This is a genomic window from Gammaproteobacteria bacterium (assembly GCA_037388465.1).
Classification (GTDB): Bacteria; Pseudomonadota; Gammaproteobacteria; order SpSt-1174; family SpSt-1174; genus JARRKE01.
On the sequence record JARRKE010000027.1, the window covers coordinates 1 to 23,851 of the forward strand.

Consider the following 23,851-nt stretch of genomic DNA (forward strand, 5'->3'; position numbering starts at 1 on the left):
AGGTCGTTGTCGCTGGCCAGCTCGCCCACCGCCTGCTCGGCGGCGACTCGCAGCTTGTTGAGCACCTCGCGCGGCAGCGGCTCGACCTTCACGCCGTGGGTGGTGATCAGCGTGTCCAGCGCCTGCGCGTTGCGCGAATCGAACGCGGCCAGCATCTGCTCCATCAGCGAGCTGCAGGCGCTGGCGATGACGCTGCTGGTGTTGGCGGGCAGTGCTTCCAGTGCCTGGGCATTCACCAGGCACTCCAGGGTTTCGCCGGGGGCCTGCCAGCCCGGGTAATGGTAGAACTTGGCCGCCTGATACAGGCCGGCCTGCAGATCGTGGTAAGGCGCCATCCAGACCACGGCATCGAGCCGGCCGGCTGCCAGGGCGTCGTGTGCATCCGCCAACGGCATGTCCACCGGATGGGCACCGGCCTGCTTCATGGCCTGGGCACCCAGGCCGTCGATGCGGATCCTGAGACCCTTCAGGTCGCCGGCCTTCTTGAGCGGTTTGCGGAACCAACCCGCCATCTGCAGCCCGGTGTTACCCGCCGGGTAAGGCACGATGCCGTACTTCTTGTAGGCCTGCTGCCACAGGGAAAGACCGTTGCCTTCGTACAGCCAGCCGTTGATCTCGCGTGGCGCAAGGCCGAAGGGGATGCTGGAAAACAACTCGAAAGCCGGGTCTTTCTCGTGCCACAGGCTGCCCATGCCATAACCGAGCTGCGCCTTGCCGGCGGCCACCTGGTCGAAAACATCGGCGGGATTCTGCGTCTGCGCCACCTGGACCTGCACCCGTCCGCCGGACAGTTCGGTGATGAGTTTGCCGAGCGTGTGGGCGCTTTCCCCCAGCAGGGGAAAATCGTCCGGCCAGGCGGAAAGCAGGGTCCACTCCTGCGGGGCCTCTGCGGTGGGCGCGACGGCGCCTGCGGCGGCCTTTTGCGCTTCCTGCTCTTTTTTCTGACATCCCGTCAGCAGTCCGCCCGCGGCGAGGGCACCCAGGCCCGCGCGGGACAGGAATTCACGCCGCTTCATCGCACATCCTCTTGTTGGGGTTTGCTGTTCAAAGTGTCTGAAGATTAGCGTATTCCAGCACCAACCATTTATCGCCGGCCTCCGTGAAGCCGACCTGCACCCGCGCATGGCGGCCGGCGCCCTCGTAGCCGAGCACCACCCCTTCGCCGAATTTGGGATGCCGCACGCGCTGTCCGAGCTGGAAGCCGGTTTCGTTGGTGGCGCCGCGCTTCATGCCCGTCGCGGGCCCGGCCGCCGCCGGTGCGCTCGGATAAGGACGCACGGTCACGCGCGGGCGAATATCCCGCAGCAGTTCATCGGGGATTTCGCCGATGAACTTGGAGGCCAGGTTGTAGTTTTCACGCCCGTGCAGGCGGCGCACCTCGGCCCAGCTCAGCACCAGCTTTTCGCGTGCCCGGGTGACGCCTACGTAGCACAGGCGGCGCTCCTCCTCCAGGCGTCCGGTTTCCTCCACCGCACTCATGTGGGGGAACAGGCCTTCCTCCAGGCCGCAGATGAACACCAGCGGAAATTCCAGCCCCTTGGCGGAATGCAGGGTCATCATCTGCACGCAGTCGTCCCAGGCGGCACCCTGCCCCTCGCCCGCCTCGAGGCTCGCGTGAGCGAGAAAACCGGCCAGCGGTTCCATTTCCGTTTCCATCTCGTCCGGACGAAAGCCCTGGGCGGCCGACACGAGTTCGTCCAGGTTTTCCACGCGCGCCTGGGCCTTTTCACCCTTTTCCTTCTGGAAATGCGCCCGCAGGGTGGAAACCTCGATCACCTGATCCACCTGCTCGGCCAGGGTGACCGCCTCGCCGCGCACGCTGTCCAGGTCGCCGATTATTTGCACCAGGCCACGCAGGGCGTTTTCGGTCCGGGTCGGCAGCCCGTCGTGTTCCAGCAGTTCGTGGATGGCCTGCCACAGGCTTTGCTGTTTCTCCCGGGCACGCTCGCGCACCAGCGCCACGGTGCGGTCGCCAATGCCACGCGGCGGCTGGTTGATGACCCGCTCCAGCGAGGTATCGTCGTCCGGATTCATGGCCAGGCGCAGATAGGCCAGGGCGTCCTTGATCTCGGCGCGTTCGAAAAAGCGCTGGCCGCCATAGACGCGGTAGGGAATGTTGCGCTGGTTGAAGGTGGATTCGAACACGCGCGACTGGGCATTGGAACGGTACAGGATGGCAACCTCGTCGCGACGACGCCCGCTGTCGACCCATTCTTCGATGCGCGCGGCGACGAAATCCGCCTCGTCGATCTCGTTGTAGGCGGTGTACAGATCGATCGGGTCGCCCTGGTTGCCGGCGGTCCACAGCTGCTTGCCCAGTCGCCCGGCGTTGTGTTCGATCAGCCCGTTCGCCGCCTGCAGGATGGTGCCGGTGGAGCGGTAGTTCTGCTCCAGGCGCAGGGTGATCGCCTGCGGGAAATCGCGGGTGAAAAACTGGATGTTCTCGATACGCGCGCCGCGCCAGCCGTAGATCGACTGGTCGTCGTCGCCGACCGCGAACACCGGCGTGTGCTCGCCGGCCAGCAGCCGCAGCCAGGCGTACTGCAGGGTGTTGGTGTCCTGAAACTCGTCCACCAGCAGATGACGAAACCGGCTGCGGTAGTGCTCCAGCAGGGCGGCATTGTCGCGCAGCAGTTCCAGCGAGCGCAGCAGCAGCTCGGCGAAATCCACCACGCCGGCGCGCGTGCAGGCCGCCTCGTAGGCGGTGTAAACGCGGATCAGCTGGCGCGCGGTCACGTCGCCGGTGTCCTGCATGTGCTGCGGGCGTACGCCTTCGTCCTTGCGCGCGTTGATGTACCAGACCGCCTGCTTGGGCGGCCAGCGCGACTCGTCCAGGTCCAGCTCGCGCATCACCCGCTTCACCAGGCGCAGCTGGTCCTCGGCATCCAGGATCTGGAACCCTTCGGGCAGGTGCGCGTCGCGCCAGTGGGTGCGCAGCAGGCGATGGGCCAGGCCGTGGAAGGTGCCCACCCACATGCCGCGCGCGGGAATTTGCAGCAGCGACTCGATCCGTGCTCGCATTTCGTTGGCGGCCTTGTTGGTGAAGGTCACCGCCAGGATCGAGTGCGGCGAGAGACCCTCGACCTGGATCAGCCAGGCGATCCGCTGGGTGAGTACGCGCGTCTTGCCGCTGCCCGCGCCGGCCAGCACCAGCAGGGGACCGGGCGGGGCGGTGACGGCTTCGCGCTGTGCGTCGTTGAGTCCTTCGAGGAAGGTGGGAAGCAGCTCCATGGCGCGCATTCTAGCGGTTGGCCGCCCGACAGTCCCGTTTCATCACTCCTTAGCGGTTTATTTAGTGCTATGCTGAGACACAGTCCGGTCATTCATTCTAAATGGCCATGAACAGGAATTTGACTCACATTCAGGGATTCCGCATTTCGCGCCGATGAGCGACAACGCGCAGTCCATGCAGGGCCTCTGGGCCACCTCATTTTTCGATGGCGGCAACGCCAGCTACATCGACGAACTCTACGAGCGCTACCTGGAAAATCCGGAACAGGTTCCGGAAAAGTGGCGCGCCTGGTTCGACACCCTGCCCAAGGTCGACGGCATCGAGGCCGACACCCCGCACTCCAAGATCCGGCAGCGTTTTGTCGAACTGACCCGCACGCCGGCTGCGACCGTCCCCGGCCGCAAACGCAGCGACCTCGACCATGAACTCAAGCAGGTTCGCGTGCTGCAGCTCATCAACGCCTGGCGCTTTCTCGGCCACCGCGCCGCTGACATCGACCCCCTCGAACTCGTCCCGCGCACTCCGCCGCCCGAACTGAACCTGGCCGAATACGAGCTCTCGGAGGCCGACCTCGATACCGTCTTCAACACCGGCTCCTTGGCGGGACCCGATCAGGCCACCCTGCGCGAGATCCAGACCATCCTGCGCGAAACCTACGGCGGCCACCTCGGCACCGAATACATGCACATCGCCGAGACGGAAGAAAAACGCTGGATCCAGGACCGTCTCGAGGGTTCCCGCAGCCACGCCGAGCTCGACGACGACACCCGACTCAATCTCCTGGAACGCCTCACTGCCGCCGAAGGCCTGGAGCATTACCTGCACACCCGCTACGTGGGGCAGAAGCGGTTTTCGCTGGAGGGCTCGGAAAGTCTGATCCCGCTGCTGGAGGAACTGGTACAGCGTTCGGGTAGCCAGGGCGTAAAGGAACTCGTGATCGGCATGGCCCACCGCGGCCGCCTCAACGTGCTGGTCAACGTACTCGGCAAGAATCCCGGCGACCTGTTCGCCGAATTCGAAGGCAAGAATAACGACAACTCGCACACCGGCGACGTGAAGTACCACATGGGGTTTTCCTCCGACGTGGAAACCCCCGGCGGGCCGCTGCACCTAGTGCTCGCCTTCAATCCCTCGCATCTTGAGATCGTCGGCCCCGTGGTCGAGGGCTCGGTGCGTGCCCGCCAGGAACGGCGCGGCGACCGCCAGGGCGATCAGGTGCTGCCCGTGGTGATCCACGGCGATGCCGCGCTCGCCGGTCAGGGCGTGGTGATGGAAACCCTCAACATGTCGCAGACGCGCGGGTTTTCCACCAAGGGCACGGTGCACATCGTCATCAACAACCAGATCGGCTTTACCACCAGCGTGACCAAGGACGCCCGTTCCACCTTCTACTGCACCGACATCGCCAAGATGGTCGGTGCGCCGATCTTTCACGTCAACGGCGACGATCCCGAGGCGGTGCTGTTCGTCACCCGGCTGGCGCTCGACTACCGGATGATCTTCAACAAGGACGTGTTCATCGACCTGGTGTGCTATCGCCGACACGGCCATAACGAGGCCGACGAGCCGCTGGCCACCCAGCCGGTGATGTACTCGCGCATTCAGGAACTGCCGACCACGCGCGAGCGCTACAGCGAGACCCTCAGCCAGGCCGGCCTGGTCGACGCCGCAGAAGCCGACGAACTCGCCGACCGTGTCCGCGAGCGGCTGGAAGCCGCCGAGTGCATGGCACCGCACGTCTACGACGCCACCGGCCAGTCACGCGAGTACATGGCCAACTGGCAGCGCTACGCAGGACACGACTGGGACGCGCCGGCCGATACCGCCATCTCGCTCGACCGCCTGCATTTTCTCGCCGAGCGCATGCTGGCCGTACCCGAGGACTTCGAGATCAATCCCCGTGTCGCCAAGCTGCTGGGCGATCGGCACCGCATGGCTGCCGGCGAACTGCCGGCGGACTGGGGGTTTGCCGAAACGCTGGCCTACGCCTCCTTGGCGACCCAGGGCTACAACGTACGCCTTTCCGGGCAGGACAGCGGGCGCGGCACCTTTTTTCACCGCCAGGCGGTGCTTCACCACCAGGGACACCGCGAGGCCTATATTCCCCTGCGCCACCTGTCGGAAAAGCAGGGCAATTTCCTGATCATCGACTCGCTGCTCTCCGAAGAAGCCGTACTCGCCTTCGAATACGGTTTCGCGACAGCCGATCCGGAAACCCTGGTGATCTGGGAGGCGCAGTTCGGGGATTTCGCCAACGGCGCGCAGGTCGTCATCGACCAGTTCATCTCCTCCGGCGAGCAGAAGTGGAACCGGCTGTGCGGCCTGACCCTGTTCCTGCCCCATGGTTACGAAGGCCAGGGGCCGGAACATTCTTCCGGCCGTCTGGAACGCTACCTGCAACTCTGCGCCCAGCAAAACATGCAGGTCTGCGTGCCCACCACGCCCGCGCAGATGTTCCATCTGCTGCGCCGGCAGATCATTCGCCCCTACCGCAAGCCCCTGATCGTGATGACGCCCAAGAGCCTGCTGCGCCACAAGCTGGCCACCAACACGCTCGAGGACTTCACGCACAGCCAATTCCAGCCGGTGATCGACGACATCGACCCGCTGGAGCCCGAAGCCGTCGATCGCATCCTGCTCTGCACCGGCAAGATCTACTACGATCTGCTGGAACGCCGCCGTGCCGATAAGCGCGCGGACGTCGCCATTATGCGTGTGGAGCAGCTTTACCCGTTCCCCAGGGAGCTGCTCGAAGCCGTGGTCGCGCGCTACCCCAATGTGCGGCGTTTTATCTGGGTCCAGGAAGAACCGCTCAACCAGGGTGCCTGGTACGCCACCCAGCACCAGATGCGCGGCCTGCTCAAATCGGGACAATATCTCGAACACGTAACCCGACCCGACGCGGCCTCGCCTGCAGTCGGCTATTTCAACGTGCACCTGCAACAGCAAAAGGCTATCGTCGAGGAAGCCTTCGCATGAGCGGGTCGCATCACCACGACATACCACCGGATGGAACGCAGCGATAACGAGAAAACACCATGAGCATCGAGGTCAAGATTCCGCCCCTGCCCGAATCCGTCAGTGACGCGGTGATCGCCGCCTGGCACAAAAAACCCGGCGAGCATGTACGACGGGATGAAAACCTGGTCGACATCGAAACCGACAAGGTCGTGCTCGAAGTGCCGGCGCCCAAGGACGGCATCCTCACCGACATCGTCGAGGCCGAAGGCAATACGGTGGTGGCCGGGCAACTCATCGGCCGCCTGGATACCGGCGAGGGTGCTGTCGCCAAACCCGAAGCCGGGGCCGACGAACCGGCCGCCAAGAACAAGGCCGCAAACGCCAGCCCCGCGGTGCGCAAACTGCTGGCCGAGCACAACCTGCATGCGGAACAAATTGAAGGAACCGGCAAACACGGTCGCATCCTCAAGGAAGACGTGGAGCACTTCCTCAGCGGACGGGGCGCCGCGGCCAAGGCCGCGCCGGCGCCTGCCTCTCAACCGACCGCACCCGCACCGCAGGTTCGCGCGCCGCAAATCAGCGCCGAAGGCCGCCCCGAACAGCGCGTGCCCATGACGCGGCTGCGCGCGCGCGTCGCCGAACGCCTGGTGCAGGCCCAGCACAACGCCGCCCTGCTGACCACCTTCAACGAGGTGAATATGCAGCCGGTGTTGGACCTGCGCAGCCGCTACAAGGACAGTTTCGAAAAACGCCACGGCGTACGGCTCGGCTTCATGTCGTTTTTCGTCAAGGCCTGCTGCGAGGCGCTGAAGCGCTTTCCCGAAGTCAACGCCTCCATCGACGGCAACGATATCGTCTATCACGGCTTCTTCGATATCGGCATCGCCGTGTCGTCCGAACGCGGGCTGGTCGTACCTATTCTGCGCGACGTCGACCAGCTCTCCGCCGCCGACATCGAAAGCCAGATCAAGGACTACGCCGAACGCGCGCGCGACGGCAGGCTCGACATCGAGGAACTCACCGGCGGCACCTTCAGCATCACCAACGGCGGCGTGTTCGGCTCCATGTTATCCACGCCCATCATCAACCCGCCGCAAAGCGCCATCCTCGGCATGCACAGCATCAAGGAACGGCCGGTGGTGGAGAACGGCGAGATCGTGATTCGCCCGATGATGTACCTGGCGCTGAGCTACGATCATCGACTGATCGACGGCTCGGCGGCGGTACGTTTTCTGGTGACCGTGAAGGAGTCGCTGGAAGACCCCGCACGGATACTGCTGGGGGTATAGCCTGAATGCGCCGGCCTTACTGGCCGGTTTGCTTGTCGATCATCTGGCGTTCCTTCTCCGCCTGATCCTGAATGATCTTGTTGACCTGCTTAGCCTTGTCCAGCGCCCTGGTCTGATCCTTGAACAGCTGGCTGTTTTGCTTTTGCTGGTCGTTGCCGCCGGAACAGGCCGCCAGCAATAACACTGACATCAGCACCACAAAGCTCAATCGCTTCATTTTGATTCCCCCTGTGCGGTCGTATCTAGCAGCCTGCTAGCGGTCCACCCGCCATGCCAGCAGCATCACGCCCACACCGGCCAGTCCCAGCGCCCAGCCCAGCCACGGTACGCCGAACAGCTCGGGCAGATTGGTGCTGGCGATGACCACGAAGGCGCTGATGAACAGTCCCGCGCCGCTCACGGCCAGTGCCGTACGGTGATTGGCGCGGCGGATTTCCTCGCGCAGCGCCTGGAGTTGCTCGACCTCCCGTGTTTGCGCAGTGGCGGCGGCGCGTTGCGCCAGTGCATCGTGCAGCAGACCGGGCATATTCGGCAGGTCTTCGAGAATGTTGGGCAACTGCTTTTTCAGCCCGTTGAGCAGCGCGCGCACGCCGACCTGCTCGTCCATCCAGCGCTCCAGGAACGGTTTGGCGGTCTGCCACAGATCGAGGTCGGGATACAGGTCGCGCCCCAATCCTTCGATGTTGAGCAGGGTCTTTTGCAGCAGCACGAGCTGTGGCTGCACCTGCATGTTGAACCGGCGGGCGGTCTGAAACAGACGCAGCAGCAGGTGTCCGAACGATATTTGCTTGAGCGGCCGCTGAAAGATCGGTTCGCATACGGTGCGGATGGCGGACTCGAATTCGTCCACGCGCGTGTCGGCCGGCACCCAGCCGCTTTCGACATGCAGTTCGGCGACACGCCGGTAGTCGCGATTGAAGAAGGCGTGAAAGTTTTCCGCCAGATAGCGCTGGTCCTCCGCGGCCAGGGTGCCGACGATACCGAAGTCCACGGCCAGGTATTTGGGGTCGTCGGGGTTGTCCTCGGACACGAAGATGTTGCCGGGATGCATGTCGGCGTGAAAGAAGTTGTGCCGGAACACCTGGGTGAAGAAGATTTCCACGCCGCGCTCGGCCAGGCGTTTCATGTTCACGCCGTGTTCGATCAATTCCTCGGTATGGCTGATCGGAATCCCGTGGATGCGCTCCATGACCATGACTTCGCGCGTGCAGAAGTCCCAGTACACCTGCGGGATGTACAGGTCGCGCGAGCCTTCGAAATTGCGCCGCAGCTGGGTGGCGTTCGCCGCCTCGCGCATCAGGTCGAGTTCGTCGTTGATGGTCTTTTCGTATTCGGCGATCACCTCGATGGGGCGCAGGCGCCGGGCCTCGGACCAGTAACGGTTGGCGAGTCCCGCGACGATGTACATGAGGTCGATGTCGCTGTCGATGGTGCGCTTGATGCGTGGGCGCACCACCTTCACCACCACCCTGGTTCCGTCCAGCAGCTCGGCGGCATGAACCTGGGCGATGGAGGCCGAGGCGATGGGTGTTTCGTCGAAATGCGCGAACACCTCACCCAGCGGTTTGCGGTAGGACCTTTCGATGATCTGCCGGGCCAGCTCGCCGCTGAAGGGCGGCACGCTGTCCTGCAGCTTGGCGAACTCGTTGGCGATGTCCTCCGGCAGCAGATCGCGCCGGGTGGAAAGCATCTGCCCGAACTTGATGAAGATCGGCCCCAGATCCTCCAGTGCCCGCCGGATGCGCTCGCCGCGCGTCAGCTTGCGGTCGCGGACCCAGTGCAGGGGGGACAGGAGCAACAGAAAACGCAGCGGGCGCAGCAGGTGGATGGCGAACACGAGTTCGTCCAGCCCGTGCCGCACCAATACGAAATTGATGTGGGCAAGGCGCAGCAGCTGACGTGGGCGTAACAGCATTTTGTTGTTTTTCAGCGGTGGTCCGGTTGGGCAGCGCCAAGCTTACGTGCTTGGCGCAAAAAACGGCAATGTCTCGACAGGATCAGTCTTCCACCCGCTCCCGTTCCAGCCGGGCGATCCGTGCCTCGAGGCGATCCACGTCGGTGCGCAGGGTATCCACCTCGTCGAGGAAATGTTCGACCTCGATGCGGGTGGGCAATCCGCGGCTCTCTTCCTGCAGGTATTCGGTCACATCCTGACGCAGCGACTCGCCGCTGCGCTGCAGCCATTGCCGGATATCGCGCGCCGCGCGCCCGACCTGATGCGCGGCGGCATCGCCCACCGCTTTTGACAGGGCTTCCTCCCAGTCGAACTCGATGGACTGCAGCACCTCGCGCAATTGCTGGCCGAGCGTACTGTCGCCCTCGATGACGACATCGTCGCCGCCCATGGAACCGGCGGTATCGCGCGCCACACCCAGCCGTACCAGCGCCAGCGGGGTCGCGCGGATCATGCAGTCCGGCTCGCCGGTGTAATCACCCTGCACCTGGAATCCTCGCGCCGAGGGAAACAGGTACAGGTTGAGACCGAGGCCGCGCACTTCCAGGCCAACCACCTTGCCTTCCAGGCGCCCCAGTCCGGCAGCCTGTTCGGGGTCGACCCGGAGCCAGGCATTGAGGGCGGTTTCCAGGGCGGCGCTGAGGGCGACCGGTGTCTTCATGACCTGCTCTCCGGTTCTGCAACGATGACGACACTATGGGCGATCTTGTCGTGGAAGCCCTGCTTGCGGCGATCCCAACCGATCCACAAGAACCCCAGAAACAGCGGCAACATCGACGCCACGTAAGCGAAGTAGCGCAACGCGCCCTGCAGGATGCCGAGCCGCCCGCCCGTTTCGGCGTCCACTACCCGGCAGCGGGTGAGCAGCTTGCCCGGCGAGCCGCGGAACTTGACCCAGAAGAACACGGTGACCACGACCGGAAATACCCAGTTGAGTAAAAAGTCCCAGCCGTTGCCGAAACCGGATGACGCCATGACCAGCTGATTCATGTATTGCTGCTGCTCGACCGCAGTCTGGCTTTGCAGAATGTGCATTTCGATAGCCTGCACCTGCTGCAGGCCGGTCACCGGCAACAGGTGCATCAATACCCAGAATACGGGCAGAAACCAGAGAACGTCGATGAGTACGGCCAGAAGGCGCCGCCAGAACCCCGCATAATGCGTGTCCGGCGGCAGGCTCACAGCTTGTAGCCCCGATGGACGGCGACGATGCCGCCGCTGAGATTGAAGTATTCGCAGCGTTCGAAGCCGGCGGCCTCCATCATCCCTTTGAGGGTTTCCTGATCCGGGTGCATGCGGATGGATTCGGCCAGATAGCGATAGCTTTCCGCGTCGCCGGCCACCAGCTTGCCCATCAACGGCAGGGCCTTGAACGAATACAGGTCATAGACCGGTTTGAGTCCGGGCATCACCGGCGTGGAGAACTCCAGCACCAGCAGCCGCCCACCGGGTTTGAGCACCCGGTACATGGACTGCAGGGCCTTGTCCTTGTCGGTCACGTTGCGCAGACCGAAGGCGATGGTGATGCAATCGAAGTAGTCGTCCGGAAACGGCAGGGTCTCGGCATTCACCTGGCAGTAGCGGATGTTGCCGGCCAGGCCCTCATCGGTAAGGCGTTCACGCCCTTCGAGCAGCATGGAGGCATTGATATCCGCCAGCACCATCTCGCCCTCGGCGCCGACGATGCCGGCGAAGCGCTCGGTCAGGTCACCGGTGCCGCCGGCCAGGTCGAGCACGCGATCCCCGCGCTTCACGCCCGAGATCTCGATGGCATAGCGCTTCCACAAACGGTGCACGCCGAACGACATCAGGTCGTTCATCAGATCGTATTTCTGGGCGACGGAATGAAACACGCCCGCGACGCGCCGGGCCTTTTCCTCGACCGGCACCTGCTTGAACCCGAAGTGGGTGGTCTTTTGTTCGCTCATGGCGGCTCTCAGTTCATCTTGCGCTGGTAACCGGACTCTGCCAGCCGGTCGAGGTAGGCCTGCCACTTCTCGTCCTGGGTCACGCCCAGTTCGTAGAGGTAGTTCCAGTCGTAGATACCGGTGTCGTGCCCATCGCTGAACACCAGCTTCACGGCATAGTTGCCCACCGGCTCGACGCCGGTGATGTTCACATCCTCCTTGCCGAGCTGCAGGACCTCCTGGCCCGGTCCATGGCCGCGCACTTCGGCCGAGGGGGAAAACACCCGCAGATATTCGCAGGGCAGCTTGAAGCGGGTGCCGTCCTCGTAGGCCAGCTCCAGCACACGGGATTTCTGATGCAGGTGGATTTCTGTCGGGCGCGGACTGGCCATGGCGTTCCCTTTATGGATTCAGTTGGTCTTGCGTTCGAAGCGGCAGTAGATGAACGCCTGTTCGGCGCAAGCGGGCGTCTGGTGGGTTTCCTCCACGAAATCCAGCAACCGGAAGCTGCCGTCAAGCGTCTCCGCCAGGGTCTCCGGGCTGTAACGCTGCACCGGCAGGCCGCTGCACTTTTCCGGGCCGTCCAGCGCGAAGGTGGCGAGTATCACCTGACCACCCGGTTCCAGATAACGATCGAGCCGATCGAGGTAAGCCTGCCGGTCGGACGGATCGGTCAGGAAATGAAAAACGGCGCGATCATGCCAGATACGATAGGCCTTGGGCAGATCCAGCTTGGTCGCATCGCCCTGGATCCAGGTGATCCCTTTGGCGGCGGGCCCCATCTGGTCGCGGCTTTTCTGCAATGCCCCGGCGGCGATATCCACCACCGTGATATCTCTGTAGCCCTTTCCTTTCAACAGATAGGCGAGCTTGGAGGCCCCCCCGCCCATGTCGATGATCGGGGCAGCCTTGGGCTGCCTGGCGGCATCGATCAGGGCCAGGGAGACGGCGGGCGTGGCCTGAAACCAGCTGAGCATGTCCACCGCCCGTTCCCGGTACACCGTTTCCCAGTGTGTCTGTTTATTCATTCAACTGCTCCCGTACCGCTACTGCTTGCTGGTCACAGTATATAACGGCTGAGGTCTTCGTCCTGAACCAGTTCGCCCAGCACCTTGTCCACATAGGCCGCGTCGATACGCACCTGCGATTCACCGTCGGGGGCGTGGAAGGAGACGTCTTCCAGCAGACGCTCCAGCACGGTATGCAGGCGCCGGGCGCCGATGTTTTCGGTGCGCTCGTTGACCTGATAGGCGATCTCGGCAATACGCTGCACGCCGTCCTCGGCAAACTCGACCGCAATGCCCTCCGTTTGCAGCAGTGCGCTGTACTGCTCGGTGAGCGAGGCATCGGGCTCGGTGAGGATGCGCACGAAATCCTCCGCCTTGAGGTCGTCCAGCTCCACCCGGATCGGCAGGCGTCCCTGGAGTTCCGGGACCAGGTCGGAAGGCTTGGACAGATGAAAGGCCCCCGAGGCGATGAACAGGATGTGGTCGGTGCGCACCTGGCCGTACTTGGTGGTAATGGTGCTGCCCTCCACCAGCGGCAGCAGGTCGCGCTGCACCCCCTCGCGGGAGACGTCGGCGCCGCCGGTCTCGCCGCGGCGCGTGACCTTGTCGATCTCGTCGATGAAGACGATCCCGTTCTGTTCGACGAAATCCACCGCGCGCAGCTTGATGTCCTCGTCGTTGATCATCTTGTAGGCCTCTTCCTCGGTAAGGAGCTTGAAGGCGTCCTTGACCTTGAGCTTGCGCGACTGCTGCTTGCGCCCGGCCAGGTTCTGGAACATGCCCTGCAGCTGGCTGGCCATTTCCTCCATGCCCGGCGGGGTCATGATCTCCACGCCCATCGGCATGGCCGACACCTCGATCTCGATCTCACGATCGTCGAGCTCGCCTTCGCGCAACAGCTTGCGCAGCTTCTGGCGGGTGTGGTCGTCGCCGCCCGCGGATTGCGGCTCGCTCAGGAAGCCCGTGGTCTGGCGGCCCGGCAGCAGGGCGTCCAGCAGGCGCTCCTCCGCAGCCTCCTCCGCGCGATGCCGTACCTTGGTGACCTCTTCCTCGCGCAACTGCTTGACCGCCACGTCCATCAGGTCGCGGATGATGGAATCCACTTCGCGGCCGACATAACCGACCTCGGTGAACTTGGTCGCCTCGACCTTGATGAACGGCGCCTTGGCCAGCCGGGCCAAGCGGCGTGCGATCTCGGTCTTGCCCACGCCGGTGGGGCCGATCATCAGGATGTTTTTCGGCGTGACCTCCTGGCGCAGCTCGGGATCGAGCTGCATGCGGCGCCAGCGGTTGCGCAGGGCGATGGCCACGGCACGCTTGGCGGCATTCTGGCCGACGATGTGTTTGTCCAGTTCCTGGACGATTTCGCGGGGGGTCATGATGCTCATGGTGACTGAATACCTGAATCCTGCCGGGCCGGCGCGATACGCGCCGTGCCGTTCAGAGTTCTTCGATAGTGAGGTTGTGGTTCGTGTAGATGCAGATGTCCGCGGCGATATTCAGCGCCTTTTCGGCGATCTCGCGCGCATTCAGCTCGGTGTTCTCCAACAGGGCGCGGGCCGCGGCCTGGGCGTAGGGACCGCCCGAGCCGATGGCGATCAGCCCCTTTTCCGGCTCGATCACGTCGCCGTTGCCGGAAATGATCAGCGAGGCATTGCTGTCGGCCACTGCCAGCAGCGCCTCCAGTCGACGCAGCATGCGGTCCGTGCGCCAGTCCTTGGCCAGCTCGACCGCGGCGCGGGTCAGGTTGCCGCTGTATTCCTGGAGCTTGGTCTCGAAACGCTCGAACAGGGTGAAGGCATCCGCCGTGCCGCCGGCAAAGCCGGCGATCACCTTGTTGTTGTACAAGCGGCGCACCTTGCGGGCGTTGCCCTTCATGACGGTATTGCCCAGACTGACCTGCCCATCACCGGCGATCACCACGGCGTTATCGCGCCGGATGCCGACAATGGTGGTACCTCTGTACTGTTCCAAGGCGGGTCTCCTGCAGTGAAGAATTGGCCGTCACGTGGCCTGATCGGACCACGCCACGAAACCGGGGTTCGGATTTCGTTTGATGAGGGCGCCGACGCCGCTTTTCAAGCGGCGGGGTCGGCGGCAGGGCGCAATTGCAGGGTGAGGGCCTGGCCCACCAGGTCCCCGAGGTAACCCAGGAACAGCGTGCCCATGCCGGGATGAAAGCGTTGCGGGTCCTGCGCGCCGAGTGCGAGCAGCCCCAGGCGGTCGCCCAGCGGGACCAGCACGGCCGACTCGATGGTCTCGGCCTCGTCGCCGAACAGCAGCTGCAGCAGTTCGGGCTTGAAACGGCCGCACACCGGCCTTCTTTCCTTGAACAGACGGGTTTCCGCCGCCAGGGCGGGATGCGAGGGCGAAATGAAGTGGAGGTCGTTCTCGCGCGCCTCATCGCTGAACAGGCGGATGGCGACGTAGTCGGTGCGCAGACCTTCGCGCAGTTGCTCCTTGGTCAGCGCGAGCACCGCATCGAGGCTGTCCGCCTCGATCAGCCCCAGGGCCAGATGATGCAGGCGCATGCTGAGCTGCTCGTTCTCGCGCGCCACATCGACCAGCTCCTGCAGCTTACGCTCCAGAAAACGGATCTTGTCGCGCATCACGCCGAGCTGGCGCTCGATCAGCGATACAGCGCCCCCCGTCGGATGCGGCAGCTTGAGGATTTCCAGCAGGGCCTGATGCCGTTCGAAAAAGTCCGGATGACTGCGCAGATACTCAACAATCGCTGTTTCGTCGGTCACGCCGGCGTCGGTTTTTTGCTCACTGTTCATAAATCGATGCTGCCCTTGAATACGGTCACCGCCGGTCCGGTCATCAGAACCGGCGCACCCTCCCCACTCCAGTTAATCATAAGACGGCCTCCCGGGAGATCAACCGCCACGGTTTCATCCAGCAGATGGCGCAGGCGCCCGGAAACCACCGCCGCACAGGCCCCGGTGCCGCAGGCCAGGGTCTCCCCGGCGCCCCGCTCGTACACCCGCAGCCTGACGTGTCCCGGATCCACGACCTGCATGAAGCCGACGTTGACGTGGCGCGGAAAGCGCGGATGGGCCTCGATCAGCGGCCCCAGCCGCGGCACGGGCGCGGTCTGCACGTTGTCCACCAGCAGCACGGCGTGCGGATTGCCCATGGACACCGCCCCGATCTCGTACTGCTCACCGTCGACGTCCAGCAGATAACTCACGGCGGGGGCGTCGGCCTGGAACGGAATTTCCGCCGGCGTCAGTCTCGGCACGCCCATATCGACCGTGACCTGTTCGTCCGGCTGGACGTGCAGCACGATGAGCCCGCCGGACGTCTCCACCCGGATTTCGGTCTTGTCCGTCAGCCCCGCCTCGCGCACGAAACGGGCGAAACAACGCGCACCGTTGCCGCACTGCTCCACCTCGTTGCCGTCCGCATTGAAGATCCGATAGTGGAAATCCGCTTCCGGCGAGGCGGACGGTTCCACCAGCAGAACCTGGTCGCAGCCCACCCCGAAGCGCCGGTTGGCCAGGAACCGGACCTGCTCCGGAGACAGCGAAACGGCCTGCCGTACGGCATCGATAACCACAAAATCGTTGCCGAGACCGTGCATTTTGGCAAACTGAATCAACATGTTAGGGAGCTTAACCGGTTACAGGGCGGCTGCCTACCCCGGCCGCCTAGGCAATTGGTCAGACGTATGATAGGGTGCTCGACCGGCAACGGGCTGTTGTCCGCTGCTGTACACACGAATATTATTCAAGGTTCGAGCTTTGAATAAGAACCTGTTCACTAACCTTAGAGGAATCTCGCCATGACCGACTTTACCTCGGAACTTGACGCCCGCGGCCTGAACTGCCCCCTGCCCATCCTGCGCACCAAGAAAGCCATCGCCGACCTGAACGCCGGTGAAGTGCTCAAGGTTGTGGCCACCGATCCCGGTGCCGTGAAGGACTTCGAAGCCTTCTGCAAGCAGACCGGTCACGAGCTGCTCGATCACAGCCAGGGCGGCGGTGAGTTCACTTTCTTCATCAAGAAGTCGTAAGAACAGACCTGACGCCAAAGTCACTGCCAAAGACTGATCAGGCTTCCCTGAACGGTTTCTTTGATGAACGCCGGCTTCTGCCGGCGTTTTTTTTGCCTTTATTTTAGTTTGTCGAGATTCTCTTCAATCGAGAGCGGTGCTTTGCTCATTCTGAGTATCGAGAGCGCTGGAGACATGCTGTTGGTATTGTTTCGCACGCTTCGCCGTTGGGATTTCTTTATCTAACACCCGTTGTGGCGTGCGAGTCCCTTTGTTCGGCGCATCCCTGCGCCTCACCCCTTCGGGGCTTACGCGATAAATCGCTCCCGGCGATTTATTCATTGCTCGCCCAAAGAAAGGGGATGAAAGACCAATCCGCCTGGAGCGGATTGGGACGACGAATGTCGCCTGAAAGGCCTGCGCCAGGGATGGCGCAGGTCAAATGCGCCCCCACCGCCTTGGCCCTGCGGGCGTCCCTCACAACCGTTGACTTGCAACGGGCACGGTTCGACACGACGTCCTCGGCAACTGCTCCTGCGTTGCTCTACCTCCTGCATCCATGCAGTCGTGTCGTGACGAACCTCAGCCCGGCGTCCATGCCGGGCTGACCCTGCAAGCCATCGGCCGCTCGGCAAGGCGGGACGGGGTTTTTGGTGAGGTGTGAGAAGTGAGGGGTGAGGCGAAAAGACATGATCCCTCCTTACGTCTTACTCCCAACCCTTCACGCCGAAGGTCCCCGTTGGCCGCGCCCGGAACGCCCCGCACTGGACTGACCAGGAGCCGCAGGGCGCGTGACGGATCACGCGCGTCTTTCGTCAGGCCAGGGACGGCCTGTCGAAAGACCTTCGGTCAGACCGCGGGGTGTGGAGGTGATATGGAGGGATGCACGAATGCCGATGCGCCAGGAGGGCAGCAAGTCGGTACAGCGCGGCCGTGGGGCGCCCTTTCTTCCGCCGGGTTCTTTGGGCGAGCAAATAACCCGGCTCGCGCATTACTCATAGCGTTGGTTAGAAACGCATGCCCATAAATGCGCGAAACAAAACCACCAACTTATCTAACAGGATTCAACACAGGTGAAGCGTAACTGCTTATCCGTCTAAGCGGATATCGCATAACCAAACCAATTCAGCCCGACACCCGTCCCCAGACAATCAAATGCCGGTCGCTGATCACCTCGACCTCCAGCCCTTCCAGGCCGGCCCGGTCGATCTGTTCGCGTACTTCCTCGGGTCGAAAGGCGGCCAGCAGGGAGTGATAAAAATCGTGCCGCAGCACCTCGGGTTCGCCGGCCGCATACTGTTCCATCAGTGACTGCGCCGTCTGGATGTCCTGCGGCCGCATCAGGTCCATGACGAAGACGGGGGCGTCCGGCACCGCATAGCGAAGCACCGCGTTCCACAGCACAGCGGGTTCGTGCAGGTGATGCAGCAGGCTGTTGGAGATGAGCGCGTCGTAGCGTTCGCGCGGCGGCGGCTCTTCCGGCAGACGCGCGCAGTGCAGCCGGACTTGTTCCGTCACGCCCGCGGCTTCGAGCTGTTCCCGGCCCGCATCGATCATCACCTGGGAGCCGTCGATGCCTTCCACTTCGCAGCCGGGATAGGCCAGGGCGAAACGGCGGCTGATGTCACCGGGGCCGCAGCCGAGATCCAGTACATGGCCGCTTGCGGCGAAGTTCGGAAACCGCATCCGGAAAGTCTCGACGAAGGCGTTGTGAGGCGCCTCGAAATCGGCCTCGGCATAGGCACGGGCCTGCGCCGGCTCGAGCATCAGCTCGGGTTCGGGCCGGCGCTCCATCACTCCGGCTCCGGCAGCAGATGCTCCCCGGCCATGAGCGCGTCCAGCGTCTCGCGCGCGCGTACCTCGTAGGCGTGATCCTTGTCGACCATGATCTCCGCGGCACGCGGCCGGCTGTTGTAGTTGGAGCTCATGGAAAAACCGTAGGCCCCGGCCGAGCGGATGGCAATCAGGTCGCCCTCGTGCAACTGGAGGGCACGCTGTTTGCCGAGGAAATCACCGGTTTCGCAGACCGGCCCGACCACGTCGTATTCACGCAGGGCCACGTCTTCACGCGGTTTCACCGGCACGATCTCCTGCCAGGCCTCGTACAGCGCGGGACGCATGAGGTCGTTCATCGCCGCATCCACCACGGCGAAGTTCTTGTGTTCGGTGTGCTTGAGGTATTCCACCCGGGTGAGCAGCACGCCGGCATTGGCGGCGATCGCCCGTCCCGGCTCCATGAACAGCTCGTAGGGCGCGTCCTGCAGCCGCTCCTTGATCGCCTGCGCATATTCGGCGGGTGCGGGCGGCTCCTCGTCACGGTAGCGCACGCCCAGGCCGCCGCCGATATCCAGATGCCGGATCGCGATACCCTGCGTCTCCAGCCGCGCGGCCAGGGCCAGCACACGGTCCAGGGCGTCCAGGAACGGACTCAGGCTCTTGAGCTGCGAACCGATGTGACAGTCGATACCGCTGACCTCCAGATTGGGCATCTGCGCGGCCTGCTGGTACACGCGCTCCGCCTCGGCGATGTCGATGCCGAACTTGTTCTCCTTCAGACCGGTGGAGATGTAGGGATGCGTCTGCGCGTCCACGTCCGGGTTCACGCGCAGCGACACCGGAGCCCTGCATCCCGCCTCGCCCGCCACACGGTCCAGGCGTTGCAGTTCCGGAATCGATTCCACGTTGAAGCAGCGGATGCCGACCTCCAGCGCGCGGCGCATTTCGTCCTCGCGCTTGCCGACCCCGGAAAACACCACCTTGCCGGGATCGCCGCCGGCGCGCAGCACGCGCTCCAGCTCGCCGATGGAGACGATGTCGAACCCCGAACCCAGGCGCGCGAGCACGTTCAGCACCGCCAGATTGGAATTGGCCTTCACCGCATAGCAGACCAGGTGCGGGCGCCCGGCAAAGGCCTCGTCGAAGGCATGCCAGTGGCGTTCCAGGGTGGCGCGGGAATAAACGTAAGCCGGCGTGCCGTAGCGGGCCGCGATATCGCTCAGCGCCACGCCTTCGGCGTACAGCTCACCCTCGTAGGGCTGGAAATAATCCATAACTATCCCGACTGACTGTTGGTATGTTGCTCGGGAGGCAGATAAAGCGGGCCCTTCTGGCCGCAAGCGCTCAGCATCGAGCCGACGCCCAGTACGGCGATGACCGCCCACAGTAACCATTGAGCCCAGCAGGGTCGCATATTCGTCTCGTCGCGGCTGTTGAAAGGGCCTCGCAGTATAGCCTCTCGCCCTGACCTCGGGCAGCCCGGCGCTTGCCGCGCCGTGACCCGCTGGCTACTGTAGGCAACACCATGATGCCGCAGTCCTCCCAATGGATCGTCGCCCTGTTCGCTCTGATCGGGGCCCTGCTGCTGCTCGCCGGCCTGCGCGGCCTGCGGCGGCGACGTGCCCTGCGCGGTACGGGCGCCCTGCTGGGCGGGGGGCTGTTCATCGCCCTCGCGGCACTGGTCGCCTCCCTGCTGGCCAACGTCTACACCTACCAGCGCCTGACCTACGAACAACCTGTGGCGACACTGGTTTTCACGCGCCTGGCGCCCGCCGACTATCAGGTCCTGATGCGCCGTCCCGACGGCCAGACACGTCTGCTCGAACTGCATGGCGACGAATGGGAGCTGTCGGCACGCGTGCTGCGCTGGAAGGGTTGGGCCAACCTGCTGGGGCTGGATGCCCGCTATCGCCTGGACCGTCTCAACAGCCGTTACCGTGATCTGACCCAGGCGCGCACCATGCCACCCAGCGTCTACGATCTCGCCGATGCACGGGGACTGGATCTGTGGCGGGTCGCGCGGCGCTACCCGGCCTTGTTCGGCTGGGTCGACACCGTTTACGGCAGCGCCACCTACCTGCCCATGGCGGACGGCGCCCGTTTCGAGGTCATGCTCACCCAGACCGGCCTCGCCGCCCGCCCCGCCAACGAACAGGCGCGGCAGGCCGTGGCAAACTGGCACTGATGCGCCTGCGTACCAACATCTTTCTCTGGGTCTCCCTGGCCACGGTCGTGCCGCTGACCCTGATCGCCCTGGGCGCCACCGCCTACAGCGAACACATTCACCGCGGCGACCTTGACAGGCAGATCGCGGCCAACCTCAACAGCATGGTGGTCGAGATCGACCGGCGCCTTGGCTACGAACGCGAGGTGATCGCCGCGCTCGCGGTCTCCCCGCCCATGCAGGAATACATGCCCGTCCTACTGGCCGCGCGCGAACACCGCCGTGCCCCGGACTTCGCCCTGCGCACCTCGCGCTTCACCGGTTTTCTGGAGGAGCTCCAGTCGGTCCTGCTCGAGAACGGCAGTATCCGCGTGCTGGACCCTCAGGGCGACACCCTGGTAAAGGTCCGCAACAGCCGACGCACGCCGGCCTCCTTCAGCGGACTCAATCCGTATCCCTATGCCGAACCGGAGCTGCACGACGACTTCCTGCTCGCCGAACTGCAGGCGCTCCCCGAGGGCGAGGTGAGCTACCTGTCCCTGCCGCCCAGTCTCAATGACTTCGGCTCCACCGGCCTGCCGCCGATGCAGGATGCGGCCGTCCCCCTGCCCGGCCCTCACGGCATGACGACCGGTTATCTGCTGGTGAATTCGCTGGGCACCCACATCGCGCGCATCCTGGAGCTGGCACCACGCATGTTCAACGGCAAGCTGCTCATCGTCGAACTCAACCCCGAGACGCCCTCGCGCGACCGGCTGATTCTTTACGACGAGTCCCGCGGCATCCTGTTCAACACGCCCAAGGACCCCGACAAGAAGCTGACGGGCGCCTTCGGCGAACAGCTGCTGCATGCGGACAACCAATCCCCTTACGGCGTGTTCACCACCCGCAACGGCAAGTCCCGCGTCTATTACACCGAGTATCTGCCTTACCCGAACAAGCTGGTCACCTGGCTGATCGCCACCCGCATCGACTCCCAGGAGATCACCGCGCCGTTTCACCGCATCCGGCTGGGTATCTTCCTGTTCGCGGCGATCGCCCTGGTGCTGACGCTGGTGCTGACCCACCTCGGTGCGCGCCGCATCGCGGAACCCATCACCCAACTGGCGGAAAATCTCAAGGCCTATGCGCGCGGCAAGCGCGTCGCGCTGCCGGATCAATACACGCCGAGCGAGATCCGCGAGCTGAAGGATTCATTCGAATATATGGCGGATACGATGGAACGGGCCCAGGCCGAACGGGATCACGCCGAAAAGATGATGTTGCAGTCGGCCAAACTCGCCTCCATCGGTGAAATGGCCGCCGGCATCGGACACGAGATCAACAATCCGCTGAACAACATCCTCACCCTGACCAAACTCATGCGCCGCCAGGTGCAGGGTGGCGACCTCGCCAACGACCTCAATTCACTCAACGAAGAAGCGCATCGCGCCTCGGAGATCATTAAAGGCATCCTCAACTTCGCCCGTCAGCTGCCGCCGCAATACACGCGCATCCACGTTCCTTCCTGGGTCGATGAGAGCATTGCCCTGGTCAGCCAGGAAGCCAAACGCCGCGGCATACAGATCGACACCGAAACCGACGACGGTTTGATCATCGAAGGCGATGCGCGTCAGCTGCAGCAGGTGCTGGTCAACCTGCTGCTCAATGCGATTCAGGCCAGCGATCGTGGCGACCACGTCGTCGTCAAGGCGCGCCAGCACGACGCGTCTCACGCCATGCTCTGTGTCTGCGACGAAGGCAGCGGCGTCGAATCAGCCGTGATGGAAAAACTGTTCGATCCCTTCTTCACCACCAAGCCTATCGGGCAGGGCAGCGGCCTCGGCCTGTCGGTCAGCCTGGGCATCGTGGAGCATCATGGCGGTAAAATAACCGCCGAGAACAACGAGCGCGGCGGCCTCACCGTGAATGTGATCCTCCCGCTCAAACGCAGCACCGACCACAACGCATGACCCATATCCCCCGTATCCTGTTCGTCGACGACGACCCCAAGTCGGGCGAGCTGTTCGCCCGCTTCGCCCAGGGGTCGGCGTTCAGTGTCGACGTACATCGCGACCCGGAACAGGCCCTGGCGGATTTCCGCAATCATGGGGCGGACCTCATCATCAGCGATCTCAGCATGCCCGGCATCACCGGCATGGATCTGCTGCGCGAGGTGCGCGCGCAGGACCCCCAGGTGCCTTTCATCATCATCACCGGCTATTCCACGGTGGATAACGCCATCGAGGCCCTGCGCCTGGGCGCGACCGATTTCATCAAAAAGCCCTACGAAGTCGAGGAACTGCTGCTGCAGGCGGAACGCAACCTGGAAAACGCCCGCCTGCGCGCCGAAAACCTCCTGTTGCGCCGGCAGGTGCGCGACGCCCAGCTCCGCTACCGACTGATCGGCCAGAGCGGCGCCATGCAGCAGGTCTACCGCCTGATCGAAAAGATCGCCGACATCCGCTGCAACGTCATCATCGAGGGCGAATCCGGCACCGGCAAGGAGCTGGTCGCCCGCGCCATCCACGACCAGGGGTCGGACGCCAGCCAGCCCTTCGTGGTCATCGACTGCGGGGCGCTGACCGACACCCTGCTCGAAAGCGAACTGTTCGGGCATGAAAAAGGGGCCTTCACAGGTGCCACCCAGACCAAGGCGGGCCTGCTGGAGGCCGCCAGCGGGGGCACGGTATTCCTGGACGAGATATGCAACATCTCGGACGCCATGCAGACCAAACTGTTGCGTGTGGTGCAGGAACAGCAGATCACCCGGGTCGGCGGGGTCCGCCCCATCGACATCGACGTGCGTTTCATCGTCGCCACCAACCGCAACCTCGAGGCCATGGTGGCGCACGGCGAATTCCGTCACGACCTCTACCACCGTCTCAACGTGGTCCGCATCACCGTACCGCCGCTGCGTCAGCGGCGCGAGGATATCCCGCTGCTGATCGCCCATTTTGTCGACGAATTCTCGCAGCGCTACGGCCGCCGGGTGAACGGCTTCGACCCCGCCGCCATGGAGCGGATCGAACAGTACGACTGGCCCGGCAACGTGCGCGAGCTGCGCAACCTGGTAGAACGGCATACCTTCATGAGCCGCTGGCGGAGAGCGCGGCGACTCCGCCCGCCCTGGACCAGGACGAACCCGACCTCGCCACCCTGGAGCGCCGTTACATCCTGGCCACCCTGCAGCGCTTCCAGGGCAATCGCGAACGTACCGCCGCCGCTCTCGGCATCAACAAGTCCACGCTCTGGCGCAAGCTCCAGCAATACGCCGAAACCGAATAGTCGTTGCGTTTTGCAATACCTGCACGTTGCATATTGCAACAACCTGTCTGTTTCGCGGCCCGCTGCTTTTTCCTAAGGCATTGATTTAACTGGCCTGGAATAATTGGCATAGCTCTTGTATCTAATCTGCGCAGCTTTACACAATCACAGGCATTTGCCAGAGGAGTCGAGCTTTAAAATGAGCATGAAACGCAGAACCTTTCTGAAAGGCACGCTGGCTGCGGGCAGCGTGGGTCTGGCCGTTGGTGCGGGCCTGCTGAGCCCCCGTGCCGTGCTGGCCGCCGCCTGGCCCAAGGC

At 63.7% G+C, this 23,851-nt stretch carries 23 protein-coding genes and 1 pseudogene; 8 read left to right on the forward strand and 16 right to left on the reverse strand.

Annotated elements, in window-relative coordinates; all coding sequences use genetic code 11:
- A partial coding sequence (locus P8Y64_07350; protein ID MEJ2060288.1) for an ABC transporter substrate-binding protein occupies window positions 1-1,016 on the reverse strand: 1,016 nt, incomplete at its 3' end.
- Window positions 1,017-1,044: 28 nt separating this feature from the next.
- Window positions 1,045-3,231 (reverse strand): DNA helicase II, encoded by a 2,187-nt coding sequence (gene uvrD, locus P8Y64_07355; protein ID MEJ2060289.1) that lies wholly within the window; start codon window positions 3,229-3,231, stop codon window positions 1,045-1,047.
- Between the two features lie 175 nt (window positions 3,232-3,406).
- Between uvrD and P8Y64_07360 the strand changes: the two genes are divergently transcribed.
- Both P8Y64_07360 and odhB read left to right on the forward strand, forming a co-directional pair.
- Window positions 3,407-6,211, forward strand: coding sequence for a 2-oxoglutarate dehydrogenase E1 component (locus P8Y64_07360; protein MEJ2060290.1), 2,805 nt, complete (start codon window positions 3,407-3,409; stop codon window positions 6,209-6,211).
- A 59-nt stretch (window positions 6,212-6,270) separates the two neighbouring features.
- The gene (odhB, locus tag P8Y64_07365) at window positions 6,271-7,482 is read left to right on the forward strand and encodes a 2-oxoglutarate dehydrogenase complex dihydrolipoyllysine-residue succinyltransferase (protein ID MEJ2060291.1); all 1,212 of its coding nucleotides are present in this window, start codon (window positions 6,271-6,273) and stop codon (window positions 7,480-7,482) included.
- A 16-nt stretch (window positions 7,483-7,498) separates the two neighbouring features.
- Here the strand turns inward: odhB and P8Y64_07370 are convergent, their stop codons facing one another.
- From P8Y64_07370 to dapF, 11 genes are all read right to left on the reverse strand, one after another.
- Window positions 7,499-7,699 carry a hypothetical protein gene (locus P8Y64_07370; protein MEJ2060292.1) on the reverse strand — a complete coding sequence of 67 codons (201 nt, stop codon included), beginning with the start codon at window positions 7,697-7,699 and terminating at the stop codon, window positions 7,499-7,501.
- A 36-nt stretch (window positions 7,700-7,735) separates the two neighbouring features.
- Window positions 7,736-9,397 (reverse strand): ubiquinone biosynthesis regulatory protein kinase UbiB, encoded by a 1,662-nt coding sequence (ubiB, locus tag P8Y64_07375; protein MEJ2060293.1) that lies wholly within the window; start codon window positions 9,395-9,397, stop codon window positions 7,736-7,738.
- A gap of 82 nt (window positions 9,398-9,479) precedes the next feature.
- Complete coding sequence (locus P8Y64_07380; GenBank protein ID MEJ2060294.1) at window positions 9,480-10,097, reverse strand: SCP2 sterol-binding domain-containing protein; 618 nt, start codon at window positions 10,095-10,097, stop codon at window positions 9,480-9,482.
- On the reverse strand, window positions 10,094-10,618 hold the full coding sequence (locus P8Y64_07385; GenBank protein ID MEJ2060295.1) for an RDD family protein: 525 nt from the start codon (window positions 10,616-10,618) through the stop codon (window positions 10,094-10,096). The genes P8Y64_07380 and P8Y64_07385 overlap by 4 nt, the downstream gene beginning before the upstream one ends.
- On the reverse strand, window positions 10,615-11,364 hold the full coding sequence (gene ubiE / locus P8Y64_07390; protein MEJ2060296.1) for a bifunctional demethylmenaquinone methyltransferase/2-methoxy-6-polyprenyl-1,4-benzoquinol methylase UbiE: 750 nt from the start codon (window positions 11,362-11,364) through the stop codon (window positions 10,615-10,617). The genes P8Y64_07385 and ubiE overlap by 4 nt, the downstream gene beginning before the upstream one ends.
- An 8-nt stretch (window positions 11,365-11,372) precedes the next feature.
- Window positions 11,373-11,735 (reverse strand): DUF971 domain-containing protein, encoded by a 363-nt coding sequence (locus P8Y64_07395; GenBank protein MEJ2060297.1) that lies wholly within the window; start codon window positions 11,733-11,735, stop codon window positions 11,373-11,375.
- Window positions 11,736-11,753: 18 nt separating this feature from the next.
- The gene (locus P8Y64_07400; GenBank protein MEJ2060298.1) at window positions 11,754-12,371 is read right to left on the reverse strand and encodes a class I SAM-dependent methyltransferase; all 618 of its coding nucleotides are present in this window, start codon (window positions 12,369-12,371) and stop codon (window positions 11,754-11,756) included.
- A gap of 32 nt (window positions 12,372-12,403) precedes the next feature.
- Window positions 12,404-13,738, reverse strand: coding sequence for an ATP-dependent protease ATPase subunit HslU (gene hslU / locus P8Y64_07405; GenBank protein ID MEJ2060299.1), 1,335 nt, complete (start codon window positions 13,736-13,738; stop codon window positions 12,404-12,406).
- A 52-nt stretch (window positions 13,739-13,790) separates the two neighbouring features.
- Entirely contained in the window at window positions 13,791-14,324 is a 534-nt protein-coding gene (hslV, locus tag P8Y64_07410; protein MEJ2060300.1) for an ATP-dependent protease subunit HslV, read from the reverse strand.
- A 104-nt stretch (window positions 14,325-14,428) separates the two neighbouring features.
- Window positions 14,429-15,130 (reverse strand): DUF484 family protein, encoded by a 702-nt coding sequence (locus P8Y64_07415; protein MEJ2060301.1) that lies wholly within the window; start codon window positions 15,128-15,130, stop codon window positions 14,429-14,431.
- Entirely contained in the window at window positions 15,127-15,957 is an 831-nt protein-coding gene (gene dapF / locus P8Y64_07420; protein MEJ2060302.1) for a diaminopimelate epimerase, read from the reverse strand. The genes P8Y64_07415 and dapF overlap by 4 nt, the downstream gene beginning before the upstream one ends.
- A 180-nt stretch (window positions 15,958-16,137) precedes the next feature.
- On the opposite strand from dapF, the gene P8Y64_07425 reads away from it, so the two are divergent.
- A complete protein-coding gene (locus tag P8Y64_07425; GenBank protein ID MEJ2060303.1) occupies window positions 16,138-16,368 on the forward strand; it encodes a sulfurtransferase TusA family protein in 231 nt (76 codons plus the stop codon).
- A gap of 1,104 nt (window positions 16,369-17,472) precedes the next feature.
- On the opposite strand, the gene P8Y64_07430 is transcribed toward P8Y64_07425, so the two are convergent.
- Genes P8Y64_07430 through P8Y64_07440 form a run of 3 tightly spaced genes read right to left on the reverse strand, consistent with a single transcriptional unit; the run spans window position 17,473 to window position 19,537 of the window.
- A complete protein-coding gene (locus P8Y64_07430; protein MEJ2060304.1) occupies window positions 17,473-18,141 on the reverse strand; it encodes a class I SAM-dependent methyltransferase in 669 nt (222 codons plus the stop codon).
- Window positions 18,141-19,397: a diaminopimelate decarboxylase gene (lysA, locus tag P8Y64_07435; GenBank protein MEJ2060305.1), complete on the reverse strand. Its 1,257-nt coding sequence runs from the start codon at window positions 19,395-19,397 to the stop codon at window positions 18,141-18,143. The genes P8Y64_07430 and lysA overlap by 1 nt, the downstream gene beginning before the upstream one ends.
- Before the next feature lie 2 nt (window positions 19,398-19,399).
- Window positions 19,400-19,537: a lipoprotein gene (locus P8Y64_07440; GenBank protein MEJ2060306.1), complete on the reverse strand. Its 138-nt coding sequence runs from the start codon at window positions 19,535-19,537 to the stop codon at window positions 19,400-19,402.
- Between the two features lie 72 nt (window positions 19,538-19,609).
- Between P8Y64_07440 and P8Y64_07445 the strand changes: the two genes are divergently transcribed.
- From P8Y64_07445 to P8Y64_07465, 5 genes and pseudogenes are all read left to right on the forward strand, one after another.
- A complete protein-coding gene (locus P8Y64_07445) occupies window positions 19,610-20,308 on the forward strand; it encodes a hypothetical protein (GenBank protein ID MEJ2060307.1) in 699 nt (232 codons plus the stop codon).
- Window positions 20,308-22,239 carry a HAMP domain-containing sensor histidine kinase gene (locus P8Y64_07450; GenBank protein MEJ2060308.1) on the forward strand — a complete coding sequence of 644 codons (1,932 nt, stop codon included), beginning with the start codon at window positions 20,308-20,310 and terminating at the stop codon, window positions 22,237-22,239. Before P8Y64_07445 ends, P8Y64_07450 begins: the two co-directional genes overlap by 1 nt.
- Window positions 22,236-23,123 (forward strand): annotated as a pseudogene (locus P8Y64_07455) (sigma-54 dependent transcriptional regulator). The gene P8Y64_07450 and the pseudogene P8Y64_07455 overlap by 4 nt, the downstream one beginning before the upstream one ends.
- Before the next feature lie 329 nt (window positions 23,124-23,452).
- Window positions 23,453-23,554 carry a helix-turn-helix domain-containing protein gene (locus P8Y64_07460; protein ID MEJ2060309.1) on the forward strand — a complete coding sequence of 34 codons (102 nt, stop codon included), beginning with the start codon at window positions 23,453-23,455 and terminating at the stop codon, window positions 23,552-23,554.
- Window positions 23,555-23,732: 178 nt separating this feature from the next.
- The coding region (locus P8Y64_07465) for a twin-arginine translocation signal domain-containing protein (protein MEJ2060310.1) at window positions 23,733-23,851 on the forward strand (119 nt) is incomplete at its 3' end.

Coding starts and splice junctions, on each gene's coding strand:
- uvrD (MEJ2060289.1), bottom strand. CDS start 3,231: ATGGAGCTGCTTCCCACCTTCCTCGAAGGACTCAACGACGCACAGCGC.
- P8Y64_07360 (MEJ2060290.1), top strand. CDS start 3,407: ATGCAGGGCCTCTGGGCCACCTCATTTTTCGATGGCGGCAACGCCAGC.
- odhB (MEJ2060291.1), top strand. CDS start 6,271: ATGAGCATCGAGGTCAAGATTCCGCCCCTGCCCGAATCCGTCAGTGAC.
- P8Y64_07370 (MEJ2060292.1), bottom strand. CDS start 7,699: ATGAAGCGATTGAGCTTTGTGGTGCTGATGTCAGTGTTATTGCTGGCG.
- ubiB (MEJ2060293.1), bottom strand. CDS start 9,397: ATGCTGTTACGCCCACGTCAGCTGCTGCGCCTTGCCCACATCAATTTC.
- P8Y64_07380 (MEJ2060294.1), bottom strand. CDS start 10,097: ATGAAGACACCGGTCGCCCTCAGCGCCGCCCTGGAAACCGCCCTCAAT.
- ubiE (MEJ2060296.1), bottom strand. CDS start 11,364: ATGAGCGAACAAAAGACCACCCACTTCGGGTTCAAGCAGGTGCCGGTC.
- P8Y64_07395 (MEJ2060297.1), bottom strand. CDS start 11,735: ATGGCCAGTCCGCGCCCGACAGAAATCCACCTGCATCAGAAATCCCGT.
- P8Y64_07400 (MEJ2060298.1), bottom strand. CDS start 12,371: ATGAATAAACAGACACACTGGGAAACGGTGTACCGGGAACGGGCGGTG.
- hslU (MEJ2060299.1), bottom strand. CDS start 13,738: ATGAGCATCATGACCCCCCGCGAAATCGTCCAGGAACTGGACAAACAC.
- P8Y64_07415 (MEJ2060301.1), bottom strand. CDS start 15,130: ATGAACAGTGAGCAAAAAACCGACGCCGGCGTGACCGACGAAACAGCG.
- dapF (MEJ2060302.1), bottom strand. CDS start 15,957: ATGTTGATTCAGTTTGCCAAAATGCACGGTCTCGGCAACGATTTTGTG.
- P8Y64_07425 (MEJ2060303.1), top strand. CDS start 16,138: ATGACCGACTTTACCTCGGAACTTGACGCCCGCGGCCTGAACTGCCCC.
- P8Y64_07430 (MEJ2060304.1), bottom strand. CDS start 18,141: ATGGAGCGCCGGCCCGAACCCGAGCTGATGCTCGAGCCGGCGCAGGCC.
- lysA (MEJ2060305.1), bottom strand. CDS start 19,397: ATGGATTATTTCCAGCCCTACGAGGGTGAGCTGTACGCCGAAGGCGTG.
- P8Y64_07440 (MEJ2060306.1), bottom strand. CDS start 19,537: ATGCGACCCTGCTGGGCTCAATGGTTACTGTGGGCGGTCATCGCCGTA.
- P8Y64_07450 (MEJ2060308.1), top strand. CDS start 20,308: ATGCGCCTGCGTACCAACATCTTTCTCTGGGTCTCCCTGGCCACGGTC.